This is a genomic window from Sphingosinicella flava (assembly GCF_016025255.1).
GTDB lineage: Bacteria > Pseudomonadota > Alphaproteobacteria > Sphingomonadales > Sphingomonadaceae > Allosphingosinicella > Allosphingosinicella flava.
On record NZ_CP065592.1, the window covers coordinates 1,195,890 to 1,220,842 of the forward strand.

Here is a 24,953-nt window from a genome sequence, read left to right on the forward strand (position 1 = left end):
CCAGACTTTCGCCGGGCGGGGTGTTCCTGTCTAGCCTATCAGAATTTGTAGCCGAAGCCTGCGAGGAAGCGGCGGCCGTAGCTCTGATGGTTGCGAACCTGAAGGCGCTCGCCCGGATCGATGGTGACGAAAGGCTCGTCGGTCAAATTCTGTGCCTGGAGGAAGAGAGATAATCCTTCGAGCGTGGAACCCGGCTGGAAATCATAGCCGATCTGAGCGTCCAGGATGGTTTCGGCGAGCGCACGGCGACGCTCGCGGCTGCCGCCGAAGCCCGAAATTTCACCGGCGAAGCTAGAGCGATGACGAACGCTGGCGCGTGCGGAGAAGCCCCATTTTTCAAAATAGGCCGTCCCGTTCGCCACCCACTTCGAATAGCCCGGCAGTTCTTCGGGATCCTGATTAGGCCGCGGCGAAATGCTAGTCTTGGTGTAAGACACGCCGCCCGTCAGGCCAAAGCCGTCGAGAGCCGAAGTGAAGGTGTCGAGAGGCAGGGTGGCAGCGAATTCAGCGCCGTAAAGTTTGCCGCCCTTGCCGTTGATCGGAACGTTGACGTCACCGGTATAATCGATCGGGATAGGCCGTGGCGGCAACGGACCCGCCGGACCATCGGGATCGAACGTTCCGGGATTGCCCACCGGATAGCCGGTAAAATCGAAATCCACATTGTCATTATAAATGTAGGACTTCAGATCCTTCCAGAACAGCTGGAGGGCAATATAGCCCTTGAGGCCGAAATACTTTTCGAAGGTGAGGTCGACCGCATTCGCCCGCCACGGACGCAGTTCCGGATTGCCCGAGCTGCCGCGCACCGTCGCCACGTTCGGTTGCACGTCGTAGTTGAAGCCATAGGAAAGGCTCGCCTTCAGATCGTCCAGACGCGGACGGATGATCTCGCGGGCGGCGCCGACGCGGATAACGAAGTCGCTCGGCAGGCGAAGCGAGAGGTTAAGGCTGGGCAGAATGTCGATATATTCCGCGCCTTCGTTGCGCGGAATGCCCACGATGTTGGGCGACCCGTTCGGGTTGTTGCCAATCTGGGACGCCTGCGCACCGCGCGAACGCTGATCGGTCAAAACCGCCTGAACGCCGAAATTACCCGTCAGCTGGCTTGCCCCGAGCATCGTGTCGATATTGCCCTGGGTGTACCAGGTCATGATCTCTTCGCTGATGTCGTAGGACTTGACGACGACATCGCCATAGGGGTTGCGCACAAGCTGGTAGATGCCCGCGTCCAGCAATTCGCGAGGATCGTAGCTGATGACCGGACCGAGCCCGAGATAGCGCAGGTTAGTCGTCCCCCGGCGATATTGCTCAGGCACGACGACGCTGGTCCTGCCGTCCGTATTGGCGACGAGACCTACGAAATATTCGTCCGGAACCAGGGACTTCTCACGATCGGTATAGTTGAAGCCAAACTGTACGCTGCGGACGGCGCCTTCCAGCTCCTTCTCGATTTCAAAGCGGTACTGCCACAGCTCGTCTTCGATGATGCGGTTGTTGTAATAACCGTCCTGGCCGCCGCGAATGCGCGTGCCGTCAACCGCGGTTTGGTCGCCGCCCCAGCCGAGCGGGCTGGTCAGCTGGATCAGGTTGTAATCGCCGTAGTTGAGGGTGGGGCGGAAGGTCGTGCCGTTCCGGCCGCTGCGGAACGCGATCGTGTCGGTCGCGCCCACGCCGCCGCCGCGCCCAGTGCCGGCATTGGTTTCGAAATTCAGCTCGTTGCGGTCGGTTTTCGAAAAGCCGATGTCGGCCATGACGTTCCAACCGTCATCGCCTTCATACTTGCCGTTCCAACCGAAGGAATAAAGCTGGGCATTGCGGACAAAAAGGTCGTTGCGTACGACGCCTTCGACGCCCGCAAACGTGCCGCTAACGATCTGACCATCGACGACATCGCCCGGCGTCAGCGACGCGCCGCTCCAGAAAAGCGGAAGCTCGATACCGCGCTTGATCTGCTCGTCCTTGAAGTCAGAATAGAAACCGTCAACGGTGGTGGTGAATTCAGGTGCGGGGCGCCACTGAACGGTTCCCTGCAGGCCCAACCGCTTCAGCTGCGTCGAGGTTACATAAGGCTTCACGCCGCCGATAACGCGATTGCCGCCCGGTCCTTCTGCGTAACCCCAGGCTTCAAATTCCTCGATATGATAAGGCTCGTCCGTGTAGCTCGCGGACAGCGCCACGCCCAACGTATCGTTGGCGAATTGGTCCACATATGTGCCGTAGACACGGTAGCCCATGTCGTTGGATCCGGCGTTGAGCTTGCCGATGTCGGCATAGCTGCCGCGCGCGCCGACCGAAATGACCTGACGGCCGAAATCGATGGGACGGATGGTGCGGAGGTCGACTGTGCCCGACAGGCCCTGGCCAACGAGGCTCGCCATCGGCGTCTTGTAGACCAGAACCTGGTTGACGACTTCGGAAGGATATTGATCGAATTCGACGGCGCGATTGTCCCCGGTCGACGTCTGCTCACGCCCGTTCAGGAGCGTGGTCGAAAAGTCGGGCGCGAAGCCGCGAATGGAAATGGAGGTCGCGCGGCCCGACAGCCGCTGGGAGGTGAGGCCCGGAAGGCGCGCGATCGATTCCGCGATCGAGGCATCGGGCAGCTTGCCGATATCTTCTGCGGAAATCGATTCGACGATCTGGTCGCGATCCTTCTTCTCGGCGACGGCGCTTTCAAGCGATGCGCGGAAGCCGGTGACCACGATCTCCTGCTCGCCCTCGACGGGCTGAGCCGCGTCCCGAGACTGCGTGTTCTGCGCGTAAGCCGGCGCTCCGGCCGTCAGCGCGACCATCGCGGCGCCGCCCATCAATACGAAACGGCGAAAATCCTTGTTCAACGTCATGGCGAACCTCCCACTACCGGACCGCAAATCCCCACGACGGTCCTTTAAATTGCATCCAGACGAACCCATGCGCGGAACGCATGAGTTCGCATTCTCCTGGTCCGCCATCTGGCGCCCCCGTCGCGATCGGCCTCGTTCATGGTGCGAGGTCTCACTTCGACCCGCAAATTATTGCAAATATTTTACCCGTTGTTCAAGCCGCTATTTCGTGTGGCGTGGCGGGCGTGTCCGGAATGTCACAGGTAAGTCTCTAAACCAGCGTTTAGCTTGGGAAATTATAAATTGCCGGCGCTTGCTTGACGGGAAGCGGCGCGTTCTGCAAATAATTGCAAAACACAAGTATCGTGGAAACTTTAGGGAGGGTAGATCATGTCTTTTCGTCGCTGGGCGCGGCTCATCATGCTTGCCCTTCCCCTTTCCGCTTCGCCCTTGGCCGCCGCTGCGCAGGTTCCCACCCATCTCGACCGCATACCCGAGGACGATTTCATTTACTTCGTCCTGCCGGACAGGTTCGAGAATGGCGACACGTCGAACGACAAAGGCGGCCTTTCGGGCGACCGGCTGAAGACCGGCTTCGATCCGGCGCATAAGGGATTCTATCATGGCGGCGACCTTAAAGGCTTGACTGACCGGCTCGATTACCTCTCCGGCCTTGGCGTCACCGCGATCTGGCTCGGCCCCATTTACAAGAACAAGCCGGTCCAGGGTCCGCCCGGAGGGGAATCGTCGGGTTATCACGGCTATTGGATTACCGACTTCACCCAGGTCGATCCGCATTTCGGCACGCGCGGGGACATGAAGCGTTTCGTCGACGCGGCGCATGCGCGCGGCATCAAAATCTATCTCGACATCATTACCAACCATACGGCGGACGTGATTAAATATCGCGAATGCCCGCAAAATGATTGCGGCTATCGCAGCCAGGCCGATTATCCTTATTCCGCCAAAGGCGGGGTCGAAGGCGCGCGCATCAACGAAGGGTTCGAAGGAGTCGAGGCGGCCGGCCAGCGCAGCGGCAATTTCGCCAAATTGACCGACCCCACTTACGCCTACACCCCCTATGTTCCCAAGGGCGAGGAGAAGGTGAAGGTTCCGGCCTGGCTCAACGACCCGATCTATTATCACAATCGCGGCGATTCGACGTTCCGGGGCGAAAGCTCGACCCATGGCGATTTCGCGGGACTTGACGATCTCTTCACGGAAAATCCCCGCGTCGTCGACGGCTTCATCGAGATTTTCGGGCAGTGGATCGACGATTTCGCCATTGACGGCTTTCGCATCGACACCGCCCGGCACGTGAATCCGGAATTCTGGCAAGCCTTCGTTCCCGCCATGCAGGCGCGCGCCAAGGCACGGGGCATTCCGAATTTCTATATTTTCGGCGAAGTGTACGAGCCGGATCCCGGCGCGCTCGCCCGTTTCACCCGGGTCGACGGCTATCCGACCGTGCTCGATTTCGCTTTCCAGTCGGCGGTGAGCGATGTCGTCGCGCGGGGCGCGCCGACCGAGCGGCTGACGACTTTGTTCAAGATGGACGCGCTCTATGAAGGCGGCGAGGCGACGGCGCGCAAGTTGCCGACCTTCCTCGGCAATCACGACATGGGCCGCTTCGCCACCTTCGTGCGGCAGGCCAATCCAGCGGCGAGCGAGGAGGAAATAACCCGGCGCTACCTGCTCGGCCACGCCATGCTCATGTTCTCCCGCGGCGTCCCGGTCCTTTATTATGGCGACGAGCAAGGCTTTTCCGGCGACGGCGGCGACCAGGATGCGCGCGAGGACATGTTCCCGAGCCAGGTCGCGGTCTATAACGACAACCGGCTCGTCGGTTCGGCCGCGAGTACGGCGCAGTCGAATTTCGACACGGCCAATCCCATCTACCAGGCGATCGCGCGCATGGCCGCGATCCGGAAGAGCGATCCGGCATTGCGGTCGGGGGAGCAGGTGGTGCGGGCTTATGGCAGAACGCCGGGCCTGTTCGCCTTTTCGCGGCGCGCGCCTTCGGGCGGCGGCGAAACGCTGGTCGCGTTCAATACCGGTGCGACGCCGGTTTCGGCCAATGTGCAGGTGGATACCGCCTCGCTCGGGTGGACCGCGCTGCACGGTTCCTGCGCGCCCGCGGCCACCGCGCCCGGCAGCGTCAAGGTGGAGATCGCGCCGTTCGACTATATTGTCTGCAAAGCGAATAAACGGTGACGAGCCTGGTCCTGGACAAGGCGCCCAAAGGACTGGCCGGCGCCGGTGCCGGCAGCGAACCCTGGTGGAAGGGCGCCGTCATCTACCAAATCTATCCGCGCAGCTTCGCGGATTCGAACGGCGACGGCGTCGGCGACCTGCCGGGCATCACCGCGCACCTCGATCACGTCGCCTCGCTTGGCGTGGACGGGATCTGGCTGTCGCCCTTCTTCACGTCTCCGATGAAGGATTTCGGATACGACATCGCGGATTATTGCGGCGTGGATCCGATTTTCGGAACCATGGCGGATTTCGACGCCTTGCTGGCGCGCGCGCACGACCTGGGGCTCAAGGTCATCATCGACCAGGTCTATGCGCACACGTCGGACCAGCACGCATGGTTCAAGGAAAGCCGGTCGAGCCGCGACAATCCGAAAGCCGACTGGTATGTCTGGGCGGATGCCAAGCCGGACGGTTCGCCGCCCAACAACTGGCTGTCCGTCTTTCACGGGCCGGCCTGGACCTGGGACACACGGCGCGGCCAATATTATCTGCACAATTTCCTGAGCAGTCAGCCCAACCTTCACGTCCACAATCCGCAAGTGCAGGAGGCCTTGCTGGAAACCGCGCGCTTCTGGTTCGACCGGGGCGTCGACGGCTTCCGCCTCGATGCGATCAACTTTTCGATGCACGATCCGGCGCTGACCGACAATCCGCCCGTGCCGCCGGGCTTTGGACGCGGCATATTGCCGTTCGATTTCCAGCATCATTTCCACAACCAGTCGCATCCCGACATTCCCCAATTCCTGGCGCGGGTGCGGGCCTTGGTCGACAGCTATGACGGCGACCGCTTCACCGTCGCGGAAGTCGGCGGCGAACAGGCCAATGAAGAGATGCGCCTCTATACGAGGGGCGCCGACCGGCTGCACAGCGCCTACGGCTTCAACTTCCTCTATTCGAAGGACGTGACGCCCGCGCTTATCCACGAGACCATCGACATGTGGCCGCAGGCGGCGGGAGAAGGTTGGCCGAGCTGGGCATTTTCCAACCACGATGCGCCGCGCGCGGTGTCGCGCTGGCTCCACGGCCGCGACCGCGATGCGTTCGCGCGGCAAGCGATGCTGCTGTTGATGGCGCTGCGCGGCAACATATTCCTCTATCAAGGCGAGGAACTCGGACTGCCGCAAGCCGATGTGCCGTTCGAGCGGCTGCAGGATCCCGAAGCGATCGCCAATTATCCCGAAAGCCAGGGCCGGGACGGCGCGCGGACCCCCGTGCCGTGGAAGGCCGACGCGCCGCAGGCCGGCTTTTCGCCGGTCGAACCGTGGCTGCCGCTGGATCCCGCGCATGTTCCGCTGGCCGTCGACCGGCAGGAAGCCTGTCCCGACAGCATGCTGCACTATACCCGGCACCTGATTGCATTCCGCAAGCGGCATCCGGCTCTCCGCCTTGGATCGATCCGGCCGATCGACGCGCCGGAGCCGATCCTCGCCTTCGAGCGCATTCATGGCGGCGAGCGCCTGCTGTGCGTCTTCAATCTTGGCACCGGCAGCGCGGACTGGACCTTGCCCGCAGGCTGGACGGTGATCGAAAGTGCCGGCGATGTCTCGGGAACGGCGCTTGGACCCCATTCGGGTTTGATCGCCAGCCTTTGATGGACGGAAGATCAGCCGCCGCAGGATTCCCGGACGATGAGGTCGGTCGGCATGCGTTCGGAGCGCATGTCCCCCGACCCGCCGGTGTCGAGCAATTTGGACACGAGCAGGCGGCCCGCGCGCGCCGTATCCTGCATGATCGTGGTGAGCGCGGGGCGGCTGTAGCGGGCAAAGGGCACGTCGTCATAGCCGACCACCGACACGTCTTCGGGAACGCGCAGGCCATGGTGAAGCAGCGAGCGGATCGCCCCCAGGGCGATGAGATCGGAAGCGGCCACCACGCCGTCGACGTCAACGCCGCGCGCAATGATCGCATCCATCGCCGCTTCGCCCGATTCCACGGTGAAATGGGCGGAAACGAGAAGGTTGGGATCGGGATCGAGACCGGATTGTTCCAGCGCCTCGAAATAGCCGCGCAGCCGTTGCTTGACCTCCGGCGCTTCCGTATCGCCCAGATACACGATGCGCTTGCGGCCGAGACGGGCGAGGTGGAGCGTGGCGCGGCGGCCGCCCAGCAGATTGTCGCTGCCGATCGAGCAATAAGTCTGGTCGGGAAGCTGGGCGCCCCAGACGGCGAAGCGCCCTTCGGTCTCGGAAAGGCGATTGAAGGCGGGGTGCAGCCCGCTTTGGCCCAGGAAGATCACGCCATCGGCCCGGCTGGTCGTCATGGCGGCAAGCAGATCGTCGTAACTGGTGGGCGCGAAGTGGCTGACGACCAGGTCGCAGCCCCGTTCGCGCGCGGCATCGGCGGCACCCGCGAAAAGCTCGAGCGTGAAGGGATCGTCCAGTTGCACCTCGCGCGCCTGCGGGCGGGGCACGACGAGCGCGATCGTCCCCGTCGCGCCGATCGGGCCCGCGGGCATGTGGCGGCGAAAAGGGTAATCATGCTCCCGCGCCAGTTTCCAGATCAGCTGCTTGGTGCGGTCGTTGACTGCCGGGCTGTCGTTCAAGGCGCGCGACGCGGTGGAAATCGACACGCCGGCCAGCTCGGCTATGTCTTCGAGCCGGGTGTTGCGGCGCGCGGTCATGCAAATTTTGCTGCAAAGATTTTCATGAGACTAACTGCACAGCCTTCGCAAAAATTTTCAAGCCCCATGGCAAAGGACGACAGATGATCGGACGCTTCCTCTCCATCGTTGCCGCCGGCTTCATCGCCGCGCCCGCTTTCGCGCAAACCCCCGCCAAGGTCAGTTCGCCCGACGGCACGCTGACCGTGACGGTGGAGGTGAATGGCGAGGGGCGACCGGAATATCAGGTGCAACGGAGCGGACGCACGATCATCGACCGGTCGCGGCTCGGCTTCATCTTCACCAACGCGCCGAAGATGGAGCGCAATTTCGAGATCGCCGATGTGCAGGTGCGCGCGGCCGACACGACGTGGGAGCAGCCATGGGGCGAACGCCGCTTCGTGCGCGACAACCACCGGGAAATGCGCGTCCGCCTCACCGAGAAGACCGCGCTGAAGCGCAGCCTGGACGTCGTGTTCCGCGTGTTCGACGATGGGGTCGGCTTCCGCTACGAATTCCCGGATCAAGCGGCGCTGAAGGATGTGAGGATCGGCGAGGAGCTGACCGAATTCGCCGTCGCGGGACCGGCGACCGCCTGGTGGATTCCGGCGCTGCAATGGAACCGCGAGGAATATCTCTACGGCAAGACGGCGATCACCGAGGTCGGGCTCGCGCAGACGCCGATGACGATCCGCACGGACGACGGCCTCCATATCGCGTTTCATGAAGCGGCGCTCACCGATTATGCGGGCATGAACCTGCTCAACGAGGGCAAGGGCCGCTTCCGCGCCATGCTCACTCAAGCCTCCGAAGGGCCGAAGGTGCAGCGCGCAGCCCCCTTCGCGACGCCGTGGCGGACGATGCAGATCAGCGACACGGCGGGCGGCCTCGTCACCAACGATCTGATCCTCAATCTCAACGAACCCAACAAGCTGGGCGACGTCAGCTGGGTCGAACCTTTCAAATATGTCGGCGTGTGGTGGGAAATGCACCTCGACAAATCGAGCTGGGGCGCCGGCCCGAAGCATGGCGCGACGACGCAGAATGTGAAGCGCTATATCGACTTCGCGGCGAAGCACGGCTTCCGCGGCGTGCTGGTCGAAGGCTGGAACGAGGGCTGGAACGACGACTGGTTCGCCAATGGCGAGGATTTCAGCTTCACCAAACCCTATCCGGATTTCGACATCGAAGCGCTCGCCGCTTACGCCAAGCAGAAGGGCGTGCGGCTGATCGGCCATCATGAAACGGCGGGCAACATCGCCGTCTACGAGCCGCAAATGGGCGCGGCCTTCGACCTTTACGAGCGGCTCGGCATCGACGCGGTGAAGACCGGCTATGTCGCCGACGCGGGCGGCATCCAGGTGCGGCGCCCGGATGGCGGGATCGGCTTCGAATGGCATGAAGGCCAGATCATGTCGCGCCATTCCCTCGACGTGGTGAAGGAAGCCGCCAAGCGGAAGATCGCCATCAACGCGCATGAGCCGTTCAAGGATACCGGCCTCCGCCGCACCTATCCCAATTGGGTCTCCCGCGAGGGCGCGCGCGGCATGGAATTCAACGCCTGGGGACAGCCGCCCAACCCGCCGGAGCATGAAGCGAACCTCGTCTTCACCCGCATGCTCGCCGGGCCGATGGATTTCACGCCCGGTATCCTGAGCCTGGAAGGACGTGGCCAGCCGATCCAGTCGACGATGGCAAAGCAGCTGGCGCTCTACGTCGTCCTTTATTCGCCCATCCACATGGCGGCCGACCTTCCCGAACATTATGAAGCGAACCTAAAGCCCTTCCAGTTCATCAAGGACGTGCCGACCGATTGGTCGGAAACGCGCGTCCTCAACGGCGAGATCGGCGATTATGTCACCATCGCGCGCAAGGACCGGAAGAGCGAGGATTGGTACCTGGGCGCGGTGACGGACGAGAATGGCCGCGCGCTTTCCACCCCCCTCTCCTTCCTGGCACCCGGCAAGCGCTACCGCGCGCAAATCTACCGCGACGGCGAAGGGGCGGATTACAAGAGCAATCCAAAGAGCATCGCCATCGAGGAAAGGATCGTGACCAGCGCGGACACGCTGACTCTGAACCTTGCCGCCGGCGGCGGTCAGGCGATCCGCTTCGTGGCGCTGCGCTGATGCTGCGCGGCCTGCTGCTCTGCGCCCTTCTCTTCGCCGGCGCTGCGGCGCCGGCGAAGGAGCCCGGGCGGCTGATCCGCTACGACAATGTGCAATCCGCCAACCTGCTGCCGCGAAGCCTGACCATTTGGCTGCCGCCCGGCTACGATGGGTCGGATGAGCGTTACCCGGTCCTTTACATGCATGACGGGCACAATCTGTTCGATGCCGCCACCTCCAACTTCAACAAGGAATGGGGCGTCGACGAGGCGATGGAGCGCCTTGTCCTGGAGGGGACGGTGCGGCCGGCGATCGTCGTCGGCGTCTGGGCCACGGAGCAGCGCCTGCGCGACTATATGCCGGCGAAGGTGGCGGCCGCCCTTCCCGAACCCTATCGCGCCCAGCTGCGGGAGCTCCACAAGGGACTGCCGCTTTCGGACGACTATCTCCGCTTTCTCGTGAAGGAATTGAAGCCCTGGGTGGACCGCAGCTTTCGCACCCTGCCCGGCAAGGACAATACCTTCATTTCCGGATCGAGCATGGGGGGCCTCATCTCCCTCTATGCCATGGCTGAATATCCGGAGGTTTTCGGGAAGGGGGCGGCGATCTCGACCCACTGGCCCCTGTTCCTGTCCTGGCCGGTCGAGCCACGCCCGGACGCTGAAAAAGCGGCGGTGACGGCGGCGTTCGAAACATGGCTGGAGACGGCCTTGCCGTCACCGACAACCCACGCCCTTTATTTCGATCATGGGACGGAAACGATCGACGTCCTCTACGCCCCGTATCAGGAACGGGTGGACAGGGTGGTCCAGAAGCGCGGCTACAGGCGAGGCGAAAATTGGCTCACCTGCCCGTTCCCTGGCGCCGCGCATGAAGAGAATGCCTGGCGCGAGCGGATCGACATCCCCCTCCTCTTCCTCCTTGGTAAGGCCCCGGCAAAGGAATGTTCCCGATGATCCGTGCGTTCGCCGTCCTGTCCGCTTGCCTGATCGCGATGGCGATGCCCCAGCCCGGCGCGGCGGCGCCCTGGGGGCCCGGGCAGCTCAATCACTATCGCGCCTACCCCTCGCGCTTCGCGGCGCCGCGCGATGTTTCGGTTTGGCTTCCGCCCGGCTACGACCGCGGCGGCGCGCCCTATGCCGTCCTCTATGCGCATGACGGACAGAATCTGTTCGATCCTTCGACCGGATATGGCGGCAAGGAATGGGGGCTGGACGAAACGGCGGCGCGGCTGATCGCGGAAGGCAAGGTCAGGCCGTTCATCATCGTCGGCATATGGAACACACCGAAGCGGATGCAGGAATATCTGCCGGGCCGCGCCTATGCCGGAATTCCGTCCATCTATCGCAAGGATATCGAGGCTTATTATGGCGGCCCCGCCCTCGCCGACGGCTATCTGCGCTTTATCGCGGAGGAACTGAAGCCCTTCATCGACCGGCATTACAACACCGCACCGGGGCGGGAGAGCACGTTCGTCATGGGATCGAGCATGGGCGGCATCGTATCGCTGGCGGCGATCGCGCACTATCCCCAGATATTCGGCGGCGCGGCGTCGCTCTCCACGCATTGGCCGATGCGCTATGGGGGCCCCGACATGGCGGTGACCCGCGCCGAAATCGCGGCATCGATGAATTCGGCCGAAGCCTATCTCCGCGCCGCTTTGCCGAGGCCCGGGCGGCACCGCCTCTATATCGATAGCGGCGCCGAACTGGACCTCCCGGACTATGCGGCCTATCAAAAGCGGATCGATGCGATGCTGAAAAGCCGGGGATGGACAGACGGCAAGGACTGGTTAAGCCGCGCCTATCCTGGAATGCCGCATAATGAGGATGCCTGGCGGGCAAGGGTCGATGTGCCCTTGCAATTCTTGTTGGGGAAGGAAACCGCTGGTGCTCAAGGAAAGCGCTAACACGCTGCTGCTGTTCGGTGCGACGGGCGATCTTGCCCAGCGCATGCTGTTGCCGTCGCTCTACGGCCTCGACCTCGACGGCCTGCTGCCCCCCGCGCTCCGCATCGTCGCGACGGCGCGAAGCGACCTGGATACCGAGGCCTTCCGGACGGCGGCGGAGGGGGCGCTGAAGCGCTTCGTGGATGCGGATTATCTGAAGGACGAAGCTGTCGCGCGCTTCATTGCGCGGCTTAGCTATGTCGCCCTCGATGCATCGGACATCGCGCAATATGGCCGCCTGGCCGAGGCGGTGGGTTCGACCGAGAAGGGCCTGGCCATCTTCCTGTCGACGGCTCCCTCGCTGTTCAAGACGACGATCGCGGGCCTGCAACGAGCGGGGCTGGCGGGCGACAATGTCCGCCTCGCGCTCGAAAAGCCGCTCGGCACCGATCTCGCCTCCAGCCGCGACATCAACGATGCGGTCGCCGCCGTCTTCCCAGAAGAGCGGACGTTCCGCATCGACCATTATCTCGGCAAGGAAACGGTGCAGAACCTCCTTGCCCTGCGCTTCGGCAATGCGCTGTTCGAGCCGTTGTGGAATGCCGGCCATATCGATCATGTCCAGATCACCGTCGCCGAGACGGTCGGGCTGGAAGGCCGCGTCGGTTTTTACGACGGCACCGGTGCGCTCCGCGACATGGTTCAGAACCACATGCTCCAATTGCTCGCACTGGTGGCGATGGAGCCACCCAATCAGTTCAGCGCGACCGAGGTCCGCGACGAGAAGGTGAAGGTGCTGCGCGCGCTTCGCCCGATTGATGCAAGCGCCGTCGAGACGAATAGCGTCACCGGCCAGTATCAGGCGGGCGCGATCGGCGGTTCGGCCGTCCCGGCTTATGCCGAGGAGCTTGGCCAGCCTTCCGGCACCGAGACCTTCGTGGCGCTCAAGGCCCATGTCGACAATTGGCGGTGGAAGGGCGTGCCTTTCTATCTTCGCACCGGCAAGCGCCTGCCGCAGCGCCAGTCGATGATCGTCATCCAGTTCAAGCCGGTGCCGCATTCCATCTTCGCGTCGAAGGGCGCGGCGCTGAAGGCCAACAAGCTGATCATCAACCTGCAGCCGCAGGAGAATATCCGTCTCCTCACCATGGCGAAGCAGCCGGGGCTGGACCGGGACGGCATTCGGTTGCGCGAAGTGCCGCTGGACCTCGGCATGGCCAATGCCTTCGCCGACACGCGGCGGCGCATTGCTTATGAACGGCTGCTGCTTGACCTGATCGAGGGCGACCCCACCTTGTTCGTGCGGCGGGACGAAGTCGAAGCGCAGTGGGAATGGATCGACGCCATTCGCAACGGCTGGGCGGCCAAGGCGATGACTCCCAGGCCCTATGCGGCGGGCAATTGGGGGCCTTCAGCCGCCATTGCGCTGACCGAGCGCGACGGCGTGAGCTGGCATGAATAGCACATTGTGCTCCGGCGCAGGCCGGAGCCCAACGGCACCCCCCGAGCGGCTGGACCCCGGCCTTCGCCGGGGAACAAGTTGGATTGAGTTATGACGAACCTTCACCCTGAAATCGCGGCGGTCACCGACCGCATCATCGAACGGTCGCGGCCTTCGCGGCAGCGTTATCTCGACCTGATCCGGAGCGAGCGCGAGAATGGCATTTCGCGGCCGCGCATGAGCTGCGGCAATTTCGCCCATGGCTTCGCGGCGGCGGGCGAGGACAAGCCGGCGATCCGCGGCAATGCGGGCATGAATATCGGCATCGTCACCGCCTATAACGACATGCTGTCGGCCCATGCGCCTTATTATCGCTACCCTGAGCAGATGAAGGTCTTCGCCCGCGAAGTGGGCGCGACGGCGCAGGTTGCGGGCGGCGTTCCCGCCATGTGCGACGGCGTGACGCAGGGCCAGGCGGGCATGGAACTCTCGCTGTTCAGCCGCGACACGATCGCCATGTCCACCGCCATCGCCCTCTCTCATGGCATGTTCGAGGGCGCGGTCCTGCTCGGCATTTGCGACAAGATCGTGCCGGGCCTGCTGATCGGCGCGCTGCGCTTCGGGCATCTGCCGACCATCCTCATTCCGGCGGGCCCCATGCCGTCGGGCCTCGCCAACAAGGAAAAGCAGCGCGTCCGCCAGCTTTATGCGGAAGGGAAAGCCAGCCGCGAGGAATTGCTGGAGGCCGAGGCCGCTTCCTATCATGGCGCGGGCACCTGCACCTTTTACGGCACCGCCAATTCGAACCAGATGATGATGGAGGTGATGGGCCTCCACATGCCGGGCGCGGCCTTCGTCAATCCGGGCACGAAGCTGCGGCAGGAGCTGACCCGTGCGGCCGTCCACCGGCTCGCCGAGATCGGCTGGAAGGGCGAAGATTATCGTCCGCTGGGGGCTTGCGTCGACGAGAAGGCGATCGTCAACGCGGCGGTCGGCCTGCTCGCGACCGGCGGCTCGACCAATCACGCCATTCACATTCCCGCCATTGCGCGCGCCGCCGGGATCGTAATCGATTGGGAGGATCTCGATCGTCTTTCGGCCGCCGTGCCGCTGATCGCTCGAGTCTATCCGAATGGATCGGGCGACGTGAACCATTTCCAGGCGGCGGGCGGCATCGGCTTCACGATCCGGACCTTGCTCGACAACGGCCTGCTCCACGACGACATCATGACGGTGGCGGGATCGTCGCTTCGGGATCATGCCAGAGACCCCCGATTGTGTTCCCGCGAAAGCGGGAACCCAGAAGATGGCGCCGCTGGGCTCATGCCTTCGCAGAAGCACAATGTGGTTTGGGCCGATGCGCCGGAGCAAAGCCTCGACGAAACCATGCTGCGTCCGGCGAGCGATCCGTTCCAGCCGGACGGCGGCATGCGCCTGCTCAAGGGCAATCTTGGTCGCGGGATCATCAAGACGAGCGCGGTCGAGCGCTCGCGCTGGACGATCGAGGCGCCCGCGCGCGTCTTCGCCGATCAGGATGAAGTGCTCGCCGCGTTCAAGGCGGGCGAGCTTGAAAAGGACGTGATCGTGGTCGTCCGCTTCCAGGGGCCGCGCGCCAACGGCATGCCGGAGCTGCACAAGCTGACCCCCGCACTCGGCGTCCTTCAGGATCGCGGCTTCAAGGTCGCTTTGGTGACGGACGGGCGTATGTCCGGGGCGTCCGGCAAGGTGCCCGCCGCCATCCACGTCACCCCCGAAGCCTTGGGCGGCGGTCCGCTGTCGAAGCTGCGGGACGGCGACATCCTGCGCGTGTCGGCGGATAGCGGAGAGATCGTGGCGCTGGTCGAGGATCTCGATGCGCGCGATCCGGCAAAGGCGCCGCCCGCACCGGTCGGCACGGGCCGGGAGCTTTTCGCGCTGATGCGCCACACCGCCGACAGCGCCGAAAAGGGTGCGTCGGCCATGCTACATGCCATGGAGGAAGCCCTGTGACCGAAATCGTCGCAGTCGATATCGGGGGAACGCACGCGCGTTTCGCCCTTGCGGAAGTGGCGGGGGGGCGCGTCGTCTCGCTCGGCGAGGAATGCGTGCTGAAGACCGCCGAACATGCCAGCCTGCAAACCGCCTGGGAGGATTTCGAAAGCCGCATCGGCCGCCCCCTCCCCCGCGCCGCGGGCATCGCCTTTGCCGGGCCGGTGCAGGGCGACCTGCTGAAGCTCACCAACAATCCATGGGTCATCCGCCCGGCGCTTATCAAGGAGCGGCTGAACGTCGACCGCTATAGCCTCGTCAACGATTTCGGTGCGGTGGGCCATGCGGTGGCGCAGTTGGGTCCGGACAATTTCCGTCATCTCTGCGGGCCGGACAGGTTGCTGCCGGAAGACGGCGTCATCACCATTGTCGGCCCCGGCACTGGGCTTGGCGTCGCGCAGCTGCTGAAGCGCGGTGGGCGCTATCATGTGATCGAAACTGAAGGCGGTCATATCGACTTCGCGCCGCTCGACGGGTTGGAGGATAAGATCCTCCACAAGCTGCGCGAACGTTATCGGCGTGTGTCGGTGGAGCGGATCGCTTCTGGACCAGGTCTCGCCAGCCTCTACGAAGCGCTGGCAGCCATCGAGAACCGGCAGGTCCAGTATCGCGACGACAAGACCTTGTGGGCCGCCGCACTCGGCGCGGAGGATAGCCTCGCCTCTGCCGCCCTCGACCGTTTCTGCCTGAGTCTCGGCGCGGTGGCGGGCGACCTTGCCCTCGCCCATGGTGCATCCGCCGTGGTGATCGCGGGCGGCGTCGGCCTGCGTATCGCCGATCACCTGCCGCGCTCCGGCTTCCGCGACCGCTTCATCGCCAAGGGGCGGTTCGAACGGCGCATGGATGAAATGCCGGTGAAGCTCATCACCTACGACCAGCCGGGCCTGTTCGGCGCCGCCGCCGCCTTTGCCGGGGAGTTTCACGAATGACGAGGATCGACACGATCATGCGCACATCGCCGGTCATTCCGGTGCTGGTGATCGAGGATGCTGCCCATGCACGGCCCATCGCCGAGGCTTTGGTGAAGGGCGGCCTTCGGGTGCTGGAAGTCACCCTCCGCACCGAAGCGGCGCTCGACGTCATTCGCGAAATGAAGAAGGTGGAGGGCGCGATCGTCGGCGCGGGGACCGTGCTCAACGAACAGGATTTGCGGCGGAGCATCGACGCGGGCGCCGAATTCATCGTGTCGCCGGGGCTCACCGAGTCGCTTGGACGGGCGGCGATTGCAAGCGGCATTCCGTTCCTGCCCGGTGTCGCCAATGCGGGCGACATCATGCGCGGGCTCGACATGGGCCTGGACCGTTTCAAATTCTTCCCGGCCGAAGCGTCAGGCGGATTGAAGGCGCTGAAGGCCCTCGCCGGGCCGTTCGGCAACGTGCGCTTCTGCCCAACCGGCGGGATCACCGCCGAAACGGCTCCAACCTATCTCGCCGAAGAGGCGGTGCTGTGCGTCGGCGGCAGCTGGTTGATCGGCAAGGGGGCGCCGGACGTGGCGGCGATCGAAGATATGGCGCGGAAGGCGGCTTCGCTCGCCTGATTGGGTTCCTGCGAAAGCAGGAGTCCAGTCTACCGATCGGCGCCGCTGGTTCCTGCTTTCGCAGGAACACGATTATTGGGTGCAGTGAGGGCAGCTTACCCCCTCGACATAAAGCGGCGATCTCCGCTCTTCCGCGCTGACCGGACGGCCGCAAGGCTTGCAGAGGACGTGCGTGCCAATCTCCAGCCCGTGGCCGACCGACACCCGTTCGTCGAACACGAAACATTCGCCCTGCCACAGGCTTTCCTGGCGCGGCACGGTTTCGAGATATTTGAGGATCCCGCCGTCGAGGTGGTAGACTTCTTCGATCCCCTCGGCCTTCAGGAACGCCGTCGCCTTTTCGCAGCGTATGCCGCCGGTGCAGAACATCGCGACCCTCGGCGCCTTTTCCAGTTCCTTGCGATGCGCGCGGAACCATTGCGGGAATTCGCGGAAGCTCTCCGTCTTGGGGTCGACCGCGCCCTTGAAGGTGCCGATGCCGACTTCGTAATCGTTGCGCGTATCGATGACGACCGTACCGGGATCGGCGATGAGCGCGTTCCAATCCTCTGGCGCGACATAGTGGCCGGTGCCCTGAAGGGGATCAACGTCGGGCTCCCCCATCGTGACGATTTCCTTCTTCAGCCGCACTTTCATGCGGCCGAAGGGCATGGTTTCGGCATGGCTGTCCTTGAAGGAGAGGCCCGCGCAGCCGGGCAGCGCGCGGATCGCTGAGAGCGCGGCTTCTATGCCGTCATGACTCCCGGCAATCGTGCCGTTAATGCCTTCGCGTGCGATGAGGAGGGTGCCGTTGATCCCGGCCGCCGCGCAGGCATCGTCGAGCCGCGCCTTGACCGCGGCGGGATCTTCGAAGGGCGTGAACTTGTAGAGGGCGGTGACGCGAATGGTCATTGCGTGGTTCGGCTGAGCCTCAACGATGCCGCCGCCGCCGCGACCATGAAGCCGCCGCCGATCAGGAAGGAAACGACCGGCGCCTCGGGATAGAGATGGCGGACGAGCGCGCCCATCACCGTCGCGACGACGAGCTGCGGCAGGACGATGAAGATGTTGAACAGGCCCATATAGATGCCGAGCTTATTCTGCGGCAGCGCGCCGCAGAGGATGGAATAAGGCAGGCTGAGGATCGAGGCCCAGGCCATGCCGATGCCGACCATCGAGACCATCAGCAGGTTGGGATCCCCGATCACCGCGAACGAAGCGAGGCCGAGACCACCCGCGACAAGGTTGAGGGCATGAAGCCGCGCCGTGCCGATCCGCGCCGCAATGGCGGGAATGGCGAAGGCATAGAGCGCGGCGATGCCGTTATAGACGGCGAACAGGACGCCCACATAATCCGCGCCTTCATTATAGGCGACCGAGGCGGTGTCGGTAGAGCCGAACTGATATTGCGTGACGATCGGGGTCGCATAGACCCAGAGGATGAAGAGCGCGAACCAGGACAGGAACTGGATCACCGCCAGCCGCCGCATCGTTTGCGGCATCGACCAGAGATCGCTGAGGATATGACCGAGCACGCCGGCGCTCCGGCCGCTTGCCGCCCGGACGTGGTTGGCGATCTGCGCCGCGCCGAATGCGGCGAGGCCGAAGCCCAATATGTAAAGCGGATTGTCGAGGCCGAGGGCGGAAACCAGAGCGACGATGACGGCCCCCGCCGCGATCCAGGCGAAAGCGCCCACCAGGCTCGGCACGGCAGCGGCATGCGGGGTTTCCGGGCCCGTTTCTCGCGTGAATTGCGCCATCTGGTCCGGGGAATATTCCCGGGTGGTGAGGACGGTCCACAGAACGGCGCCGAGCGCCATCGCCGCGCCGAGATAGAAGGACCAGCGCACCGAATCCGGCACCACGCCTTCGGGCGCGACGTTGGACACGCCGAACACATTGTTGAGCAATGCCGGCGCCAGCGACGCGACGACCGCGCCCGCGCCGATGAACACCGTCTGAAAGGCATAGCCCGCCGTGCGTTGCCGTTCGTCGAGCATGTCGCCGACGAAAGCGCGGAACGGCTCCATCGATATGTTGACCGACGCGTCGAGCATCCAGAGCAGGCTCGCCGCCATCCACAAGGCCGAGGAATTGGGCATGGCGACCAGGGCGATCGAACAGAGGATCGCGCCGCCCAGGAAATAGGGACGGCGGCGGCCGAGCGGGCCCCAGGTGCGGTCGCTGAAATAACCAATGAGCGGCTGGACGAGGAGGCCGGTCACCGGCCCCGCGATCCACAGGATCGGCAGATCATCGATGGAGGCGCCGAGCGTCTGAAAGATGCGGCTGACATTCGCATTCTGAAGCGCGAAGGCGATCTGGATCCCGAAAAAGCCGAATGAAATGTTCCACAAGCCCCAAAACCCGAGCAGCGGCTTTTTCTTCAACATGGTCGTCATGACTGGCATCCCCGGCTGTTGCGGCGCGATCCCCGGCCGCGCTCTTTGCACAGCAGTGACTCCGGCTCACGGCCAAGTCCAGCGCGAATCCGTGGCTGCCTTTGCGAAATAAGACCTTCGCCGTTGGTTTTGCTAAGAAATTTTCAATTACTTCAAGGGAAAGGCAATGCTATGGCAGGATCGCCGGCTCCGGGGGGAGTCGCGCCCGCCTGGGCTGCGCGATAGTGGGGATAGATGACGCACGGTAATCGGAATGGAATGAGCGGGAGGACGTGTCACGAAAGCGTCACGGCACCTTCATCGTCCGCTCATCCGCGCGTCTTAACGGGCCGGTCCATGGCGATTACGTCCCCTTTCGACATGAGAATGGCATGCGGATGAAACTCGATCGGCGCACCGGCCGGCTGCTGCGCCGCCTTCCGCGCGTCACGGTTTATTCCGGGCTGGAAATCGCCTTGCTATCGCTCGTCGCGATCCAGTGCGCGCGCCTCGTCTGGGCGATCGTCACGCCGGTCGGCCCGGTCGGAGAATGGCGCGCGAGCCTGCCGGTTCAAACCGCCCAGACTATTCCGCCCTCCGCCTTCGCCGCCTTCGATCCCTTCTTTCGGTTGAACGGCGACACCGGACCGATGCAAGTCACCTCGCTCAACATCAAATTGTTCGGCGTCAGGGAAGATCGCGCCTCGGGCCGAGGATCGGCGATCATCAGCACGCCGGACGGCCAGCAGCAGAGCTTTGCCGTGGGCGATGAAATCGTGCCGGGCGTAACGCTGACCGGCGTCAGCTTCGACAGCGTGACGATCAGCCGGGGGGGGGCGACGGAGCAATTGTTCCTCGATCAATCCCAGCCCGCACCGGTCGCCGGCAGTGGAACGCCGCAGCCCTCCGCCGCGCCCTCGCCTGCCTACACATCTTCCACCACACCGCCGCTGCCGGCCGTGACTCCGCCGCCTGCCGCGCAGCCGGTCACGATCGTCAGTGCGCCGCCAAGAAAGACACCATGAAGCGTTTTCTGATCGGCCTGCTCATCGCCACGACGCCGGTGCCCGCTTTGTCCCAATATGTCCTGAATTTCCGGGACGCGGATGTGCGCGCTTTCATCCAGGATGCGAGCCGCGTCACCGGCCGCACCTTCATCATCGATCCTTCCGTGCAGGGTAAGGTTTCGGTGGTGACGGATCGTCCGCTATCGCGGTCGGAATATTTCGAGCTGGTGCTGTCGACGCTCCGCGCCAACGGCCTTGCCGCCGTGCCGGTCGCGGGCGGCGCGCTCCGCATCCAGCCTTCCTCTACCGCGGCGCAAGCGGGCGGGCGGATCGGCGGCAGCACCAGCCCCAATCGCTTCGTGACCGAAATCTTCCGGCTGCGGCACATCGATGCGGCCTCGGCGGTCGAAACCTTGCGCCCCTTGGTAAGCCGCGAGGGATCGATCACGGCGAACCGCAACACGCTGGTCGTCGCCGATTTCGGAGACAATGTCAGCCGCATCCGCCAGCTCATCGCGCAGATCGACCGCGACACGGCGACCACCACCATCGTGACCCTGCAAAATGCCGGTGCGCGGGACATCGCCGGATCCCTCACCGCGCTCGCGGGCGGCGGAGAGGCCAAATCGGTGTCGGTCGTGCCGATCGACAGCTCCAACTCGCTCGCCCTGCGCGGCGATGCGGCGGAAGTCGCGCGCTTCGCCGAGCTTGCCCGCGATCTCGACGCGCGGGCGGCGAGCGGCGCCGAAGTGCGTGTCGTGTTCCTGGAGCATGCCGATGCCGCGCAACTGCTGCCGGTGCTGCAGCAATTGCTCGGTCAGTCCGCCGCGCCGTCCACGGCATCGGGTTTGAGCGACCGTCCCGCCGCGAGTGGTGGCGGCGCGTCCAACGCCCGTCCAGCCGCGCAACCGGCGGCGACGTCCGCGCCGGCCGCGCCCGCGACGGGAGAAAGCGTCTTCGGCCAGAAGAATGCCGTGGTAACCCGGTTCGAAGGCGCCAACGCCATCGTCATCGCCGCATCGCCAGATGTGCAGCGTTCGCTTGGCGAAGTGATCCGCCAGCTCGACACACGCCGCCAGCAGGTGCTGGTCGAGGCGATCATCGTCGAGATTTCCGATACCGCCGCCAAGGAGCTGGGTGTCCAATTGCTGCTCGCCGGCCTCGAAGGCAGCAACATTCCGTTCGCGGTCACCAATTACTCCAACGCCTCGCCCAACATCCTGAAGGTCGGCGCGGCGGTCGCGGCCGAACGATTGCGCAAGACGACGACAACCGTGAACGGGCAAGTCGTGACGACCAATCAAAACTCGGCGCTCGCCGACACGCTGCAGCAAGCGGCGGCGGCGGAAATATTGGGCGCGACGGGCGGCCTCGGCGGCGCGGCGTTCAAGGCGGGCAATGCGATCTTCGGCGCGATCATCAACGCCGTTCAATCCGACAACAAATCGAACATCCTGTCGACGCCGTCGATCATGACGCTCGACAACCAGGAAGCGCGCCTGCTGGTCGGCCAGGAAATCCCGATCACCACAGGCGAGGCGCTGTCCGACAATTTCGATAATGCCTTCCGCACCGTGCAGCGCCAGAATGTCGGCATCAGCCTGGAGGTGAAGCCGCAGATCAATGCGGGCGGCACGATCAAGCTCGACCTGCGCCAGGAAGTGAGTTCGATCGCTGGGCCCGTGTCGCGCGACTTTTCCGATCTCATCCTCAACAAGCGCGAGCTCGAGACGACGATCACCGTCGACGATGGCGAGATCGTTGGCATCGGCGGCCTGCTCGACGACAATGAGCGGCGGACGATCGAGAAGATCCCGTTCCTTGGCGACCTGCCTTTGCTCGGCAAGCTCTTCCAGTCGAAGGGCAAGGCGCGGGCGAAGACAAACCTGATGGTCTTCATCCGCCCGACCATCCTGCGCTCCGCCGAAGATGCGCGGGCGATGAGCGGGCGGCGCTACGATTATATCCGCGGCATGCAGGTCGAGCAGGATCCGGAGGCGGAGCCAAGCATCGACGAGCTGGTGCGCGATTATATGGGCGCGGTGCCGCCGAGCATCGCACAGACACCCGCGCAGGCCCTTCCCGTCCGTCCGGGCGATCAGGTGATCGAAGCGGTGCCGGTGCCGCCGAGCGAGTCCGTTCAGTGAGGATCGGGCGGGGCGGCGGAATGGAGGTCGCCGACGAGGCGCTTCCGGCTGCGGACCTGCCGCTGCCCGTCACCATCCCCTACCCTTTCGCCCGCCGCTTCGGCGTCGCCTTGCTGAAGGAAGAAGGCGGCCACCTCGCCATCGCGATGCGCGAGGGAGCGGACCCGCGCGCGCTGATCGAGCTGCGCCGCTATCTCGCCCGGCCGTTCGACGTGCAATTCACCCCGGCCGACCAGTTCGACCATATCCTGTCCGAACGCTATGCGATGGACGGACAAGCGGCGGCCGATGCGGCGGGGTCACTCGGTCTTGGCGACGATCTCGCCTTGCTTGCCAGCGACTTGCCGACCGCCGACGACCTGCTCGACAGCGCTGACGACGCGCCCGCCATCCGCCTGATCAACGGCATCATCGCCGACGCCGCGCGGCAGGGCGTGTCGGACATTCATATCGAGCCTTACGAGACCGGCCTGTTCGTCCGAATGCGGGTCGACGGCGTGCTGCGCGAAACATTGCGCATGCCGCCCCACGTCGCGCCGGTGGTGGTGAGCCGCATCAAGGTGATGGCGCGGCTCGACATCGCCGAGCGGCGGATTCCGCAGGATGGGCGCATTTCGCTGAAGCTGGGCGGCAAATTGCTCGACGTGCGCGTGTCCACCCTCCCCAGCCGCGCAGGGGAACGGGTGGTGCTCCGTATCCTCGACAAGGACAATGCCGGGATCGACCTCGACGTGCTCGGCATGCCGGAAGCGATCCACGCCGTCTTCCGCGATGCGCTGGCCGAGCCCAATGGCATCGTGCTCGTCACCGGCCCGACGGGTTCGGGCAAGACGACGACACTTTATGCCGCATTGCGTCTTCTAAACGACGGCAGCCGCAACTTGCTGACCGTGGAAGACCCGGTCGAATATGCGGTGGAGGGTGTCGGGCAGACGCAAGTCAATCCGAAGGTGGGCCTCACTTTCGCCACCGGTCTTCGCGCGATCCTGCGCCAGGATCCCGACGTGGTGATGGTCGGCGAAATTCGCGACCGCGAGACGGCCGATATCGCGGTGCAGGCGTCGCTTACCGGCCACCTTGTCCTGTCGACCGTGCACACGAATGATGCGGTCGGCGCGATCACGCGGCTGCGCGACATGAAGGTGGAGCCGTTCCTGATCGCGTCGACGCTCCGCGCGGTGGTGGCGCAGCGGCTGGTGCGGCGGCTCTGCCCGGAATGCCGGGAGCCGGTTCAGGCCGAAGGGTCGGCGGCCGCGCTGCTCGGTTTCGACGCGGGCACGATCATCTACCGCGCGAAGGGCTGCAAGGCCTGCAATCATACGGGCTATAAGGGCCGGATCGGCGTATTCGAGGCGGTGCGGGTCGACGACACAATCCGGCGTCTCATCAATGGTGGCGGCGATGAAGCGGTGATCGCCAACCACGCCTTTCGCAACGCGCCGAACCTCGGCGCGGCGGCGCGTGCCCTCGTCCGCGAAGGCGTGACGACGGCGGAGGAAGCGGTGCGCGTGTCGCGCCGCGAGGCGGACGATGCCTGATTTCGACTATCTGGCGCTCGACACCGCCGGGCGGGAGCGGAAGGGATCGGTGCGCGCGGACAGCGACGAAGCGGCGCGCGATCTGCTCATCAAACGGCGGTTGTTCGTCGTCAAGATGGAAGGGTCGACCCGGACGGCGGCGCCGTCTCTCCTGTCCGGTAGCCTGCTGACCCGGAAGAAGATCGGCGCCAAGCAGCTGACGCTGTTCACGCGCCAGCTCGCGACCCTGGTGCAGGTCAGCCCGCTCGAGGAGGCGCTGCGCACCATCGCGCGGCAGACCGAGCAGGCGCATGTCGCGGCGATCCTTGGCCGCGTTCACGCCTCCGTGACGGAGGGCCGCCGCCTGTCGGACGCGATGGGCCGGGAGGCGGCGAGCTTCCCTTCCCTCTATCGCGCGATGATCGCGGCGGGCGAAAGCTCCGGCACCTTGCCGTCGATCCTCGACCGGCTCGCCGACCTGCTGGAACGGCAGGCGCAGGTGCGGTCCAAGGTGACGACGGCGCTCGCTTATCCGGTCATCCTCGCCGTCGTCGCGACCTTCGTCGTCATCGCGCTGATGATCTTCGTCGTGCCGAAAGTCGTTGAACAATTCGACACGGTGGGGCAGCAATTGCCCCTCCTCACCCGTATCGTCATCGGCCTATCGGACTTTCTCTCGAATTGGTGGTGGGCCTTGATCGCCGCCTTTGCCGCGCTGGCGCTGATGGGCGCTCGGGCGATGAAGGATGAAGGATTGCGGCTCGCCGTCGACACGCGGCTCCTGCGCCTGCCGTTGCTGGGCCGCCTGATCCGCGACCTTCACGCCGCGCGGATGGCGCGGACCTTGTCGACCATGGTGGCAAGCCGCTTGCCATTGCTCGAAGGGCTGAAGCTCACCACGCAGACGGTGCACAACCGCGCATTGCGTGCCGCGTCCGCCGACATCACCGAGGCGATCCGCACCGGCGGCAGCATTTCCGCCGCCTTGCGCCGCGCGGGCGTATTCCCCCCGCTTCTCGTCTACCTCGCGGCGAGCGGCGAGGCGTCCGGCAAGCTGGACATCATGCTGGAGCGCGCCGCCGATTATCTGGAGCGCGAGTTCGACGCCTTCACCGCGACCGCGCTGTCGCTGCTCGAGCCCGCCATCATCGTCCTCATGGGCGGGATCGTCGCCGTCATCGTGCTGTCGATCCTGCTTCCCATCCTTCAACTCGACACGCTTGCCGGAGGCGCTTTTTAA

At 64.5% G+C, this 24,953-nt stretch carries 17 protein-coding genes; 13 read left to right on the plus strand and 4 right to left on the minus strand.

What is annotated here, in order from left to right:
• Positions 1-38: 38 nt before the first annotated feature.
• Positions 39-2,846, minus strand: a complete 2,808-nt coding sequence (locus IC614_RS06225) for a TonB-dependent receptor (protein WP_200973014.1) — start codon at positions 2,844-2,846, stop codon at positions 39-41.
• A gap of 369 nt (positions 2,847-3,215) precedes the next feature.
• Here IC614_RS06225 and IC614_RS06230 point away from each other — a divergent pair, with 369 nt between their 5' ends.
• Both IC614_RS06230 and IC614_RS06235 read left to right on the plus strand, forming a co-directional pair.
• Positions 3,216-5,039, plus strand: coding sequence for an alpha-amylase family glycosyl hydrolase (locus IC614_RS06230; protein ID WP_226372754.1), 1,824 nt, complete (start codon positions 3,216-3,218; stop codon positions 5,037-5,039).
• Between the two features lie 5 nt (positions 5,040-5,044).
• Positions 5,045-6,673, plus strand: a complete 1,629-nt coding sequence (locus IC614_RS06235) for an alpha-glucosidase family protein (RefSeq protein WP_226372762.1) — start codon at positions 5,045-5,047, stop codon at positions 6,671-6,673.
• Between the two features lie 11 nt (positions 6,674-6,684).
• Here the strand turns inward: IC614_RS06235 and IC614_RS06240 are convergent, their stop codons facing one another.
• Positions 6,685-7,701, minus strand: coding sequence for a LacI family DNA-binding transcriptional regulator (locus tag IC614_RS06240; RefSeq protein ID WP_200973015.1), 1,017 nt, complete (start codon positions 7,699-7,701; stop codon positions 6,685-6,687).
• 83 nt (positions 7,702-7,784) lie between these two features.
• Here IC614_RS06240 and IC614_RS06245 point away from each other — a divergent pair, with 83 nt between their 5' ends.
• From IC614_RS06245 to eda, 7 genes are all read left to right on the plus strand, one after another.
• The gene (locus IC614_RS06245) at positions 7,785-9,809 is read left to right on the plus strand and encodes a glycoside hydrolase family 97 protein (RefSeq protein WP_200973016.1); all 2,025 of its coding nucleotides are present in this window, start codon (positions 7,785-7,787) and stop codon (positions 9,807-9,809) included.
• Positions 9,809-10,744, plus strand: coding sequence for an alpha/beta hydrolase (locus IC614_RS06250; RefSeq protein ID WP_200973017.1), 936 nt, complete (start codon positions 9,809-9,811; stop codon positions 10,742-10,744). The genes IC614_RS06245 and IC614_RS06250 overlap by 1 nt, the downstream gene beginning before the upstream one ends.
• On the plus strand, positions 10,741-11,697 hold the full coding sequence (locus IC614_RS06255; RefSeq protein WP_200973018.1) for an alpha/beta hydrolase: 957 nt from the start codon (positions 10,741-10,743) through the stop codon (positions 11,695-11,697). The genes IC614_RS06250 and IC614_RS06255 overlap by 4 nt, the downstream gene beginning before the upstream one ends.
• Positions 11,639-13,138, plus strand: coding sequence for a glucose-6-phosphate dehydrogenase (gene zwf / locus IC614_RS06260; RefSeq protein ID WP_200973127.1), 1,500 nt, complete (start codon positions 11,639-11,641; stop codon positions 13,136-13,138). Before IC614_RS06255 ends, zwf begins: the two co-directional genes overlap by 59 nt.
• Before the next feature lie 90 nt (positions 13,139-13,228).
• Complete coding sequence (edd, locus tag IC614_RS06265; RefSeq protein ID WP_200973019.1) at positions 13,229-15,106, plus strand: phosphogluconate dehydratase; 1,878 nt, start codon at positions 13,229-13,231, stop codon at positions 15,104-15,106.
• Positions 15,103-16,074: a glucokinase gene (glk, locus tag IC614_RS06270; RefSeq protein WP_200970518.1), complete on the plus strand. Its 972-nt coding sequence runs from the start codon at positions 15,103-15,105 to the stop codon at positions 16,072-16,074. Before edd ends, glk begins: the two co-directional genes overlap by 4 nt.
• Positions 16,071-16,682, plus strand: coding sequence for a bifunctional 4-hydroxy-2-oxoglutarate aldolase/2-dehydro-3-deoxy-phosphogluconate aldolase (gene eda, locus IC614_RS06275; RefSeq protein ID WP_200970519.1), 612 nt, complete (start codon positions 16,071-16,073; stop codon positions 16,680-16,682). The genes glk and eda overlap by 4 nt, the downstream gene beginning before the upstream one ends.
• Positions 16,683-16,754: 72 nt before the next feature.
• On the opposite strand, the gene trhO is transcribed toward eda, so the two are convergent.
• A complete protein-coding gene (gene trhO, locus IC614_RS06280) occupies positions 16,755-17,573 on the minus strand; it encodes an oxygen-dependent tRNA uridine(34) hydroxylase TrhO (protein ID WP_200970520.1) in 819 nt (272 codons plus the stop codon).
• Positions 17,570-19,063 (minus strand): MFS transporter, encoded by a 1,494-nt coding sequence (locus IC614_RS06285; RefSeq protein WP_207791094.1) that lies wholly within the window; start codon positions 19,061-19,063, stop codon positions 17,570-17,572. The genes trhO and IC614_RS06285 overlap by 4 nt, the downstream gene beginning before the upstream one ends.
• Before the next feature lie 272 nt (positions 19,064-19,335).
• On the opposite strand from IC614_RS06285, the gene IC614_RS06290 reads away from it, so the two are divergent.
• From IC614_RS06290 to gspF, 4 genes are read left to right on the plus strand one after another with little or no spacing between them, the layout of a single operon-like run.
• On the plus strand, positions 19,336-20,067 hold the full coding sequence (locus IC614_RS06290) for a type II secretion system protein N (RefSeq protein ID WP_226372581.1): 732 nt from the start codon (positions 19,336-19,338) through the stop codon (positions 20,065-20,067).
• On the plus strand, positions 20,064-22,196 hold the full coding sequence (gspD, locus tag IC614_RS06295) for a type II secretion system secretin GspD (RefSeq protein ID WP_200970522.1): 2,133 nt from the start codon (positions 20,064-20,066) through the stop codon (positions 22,194-22,196). The genes IC614_RS06290 and gspD overlap by 4 nt, the downstream gene beginning before the upstream one ends.
• 20 nt (positions 22,197-22,216) lie before the next feature.
• Positions 22,217-23,734: a type II secretion system ATPase GspE gene (gene gspE / locus IC614_RS06300; protein WP_200970523.1), complete on the plus strand. Its 1,518-nt coding sequence runs from the start codon at positions 22,217-22,219 to the stop codon at positions 23,732-23,734.
• The gene (gspF, locus tag IC614_RS06305) at positions 23,727-24,953 is read left to right on the plus strand and encodes a type II secretion system inner membrane protein GspF (protein ID WP_200970524.1); all 1,227 of its coding nucleotides are present in this window, start codon (positions 23,727-23,729) and stop codon (positions 24,951-24,953) included. Before gspE ends, gspF begins: the two co-directional genes overlap by 8 nt.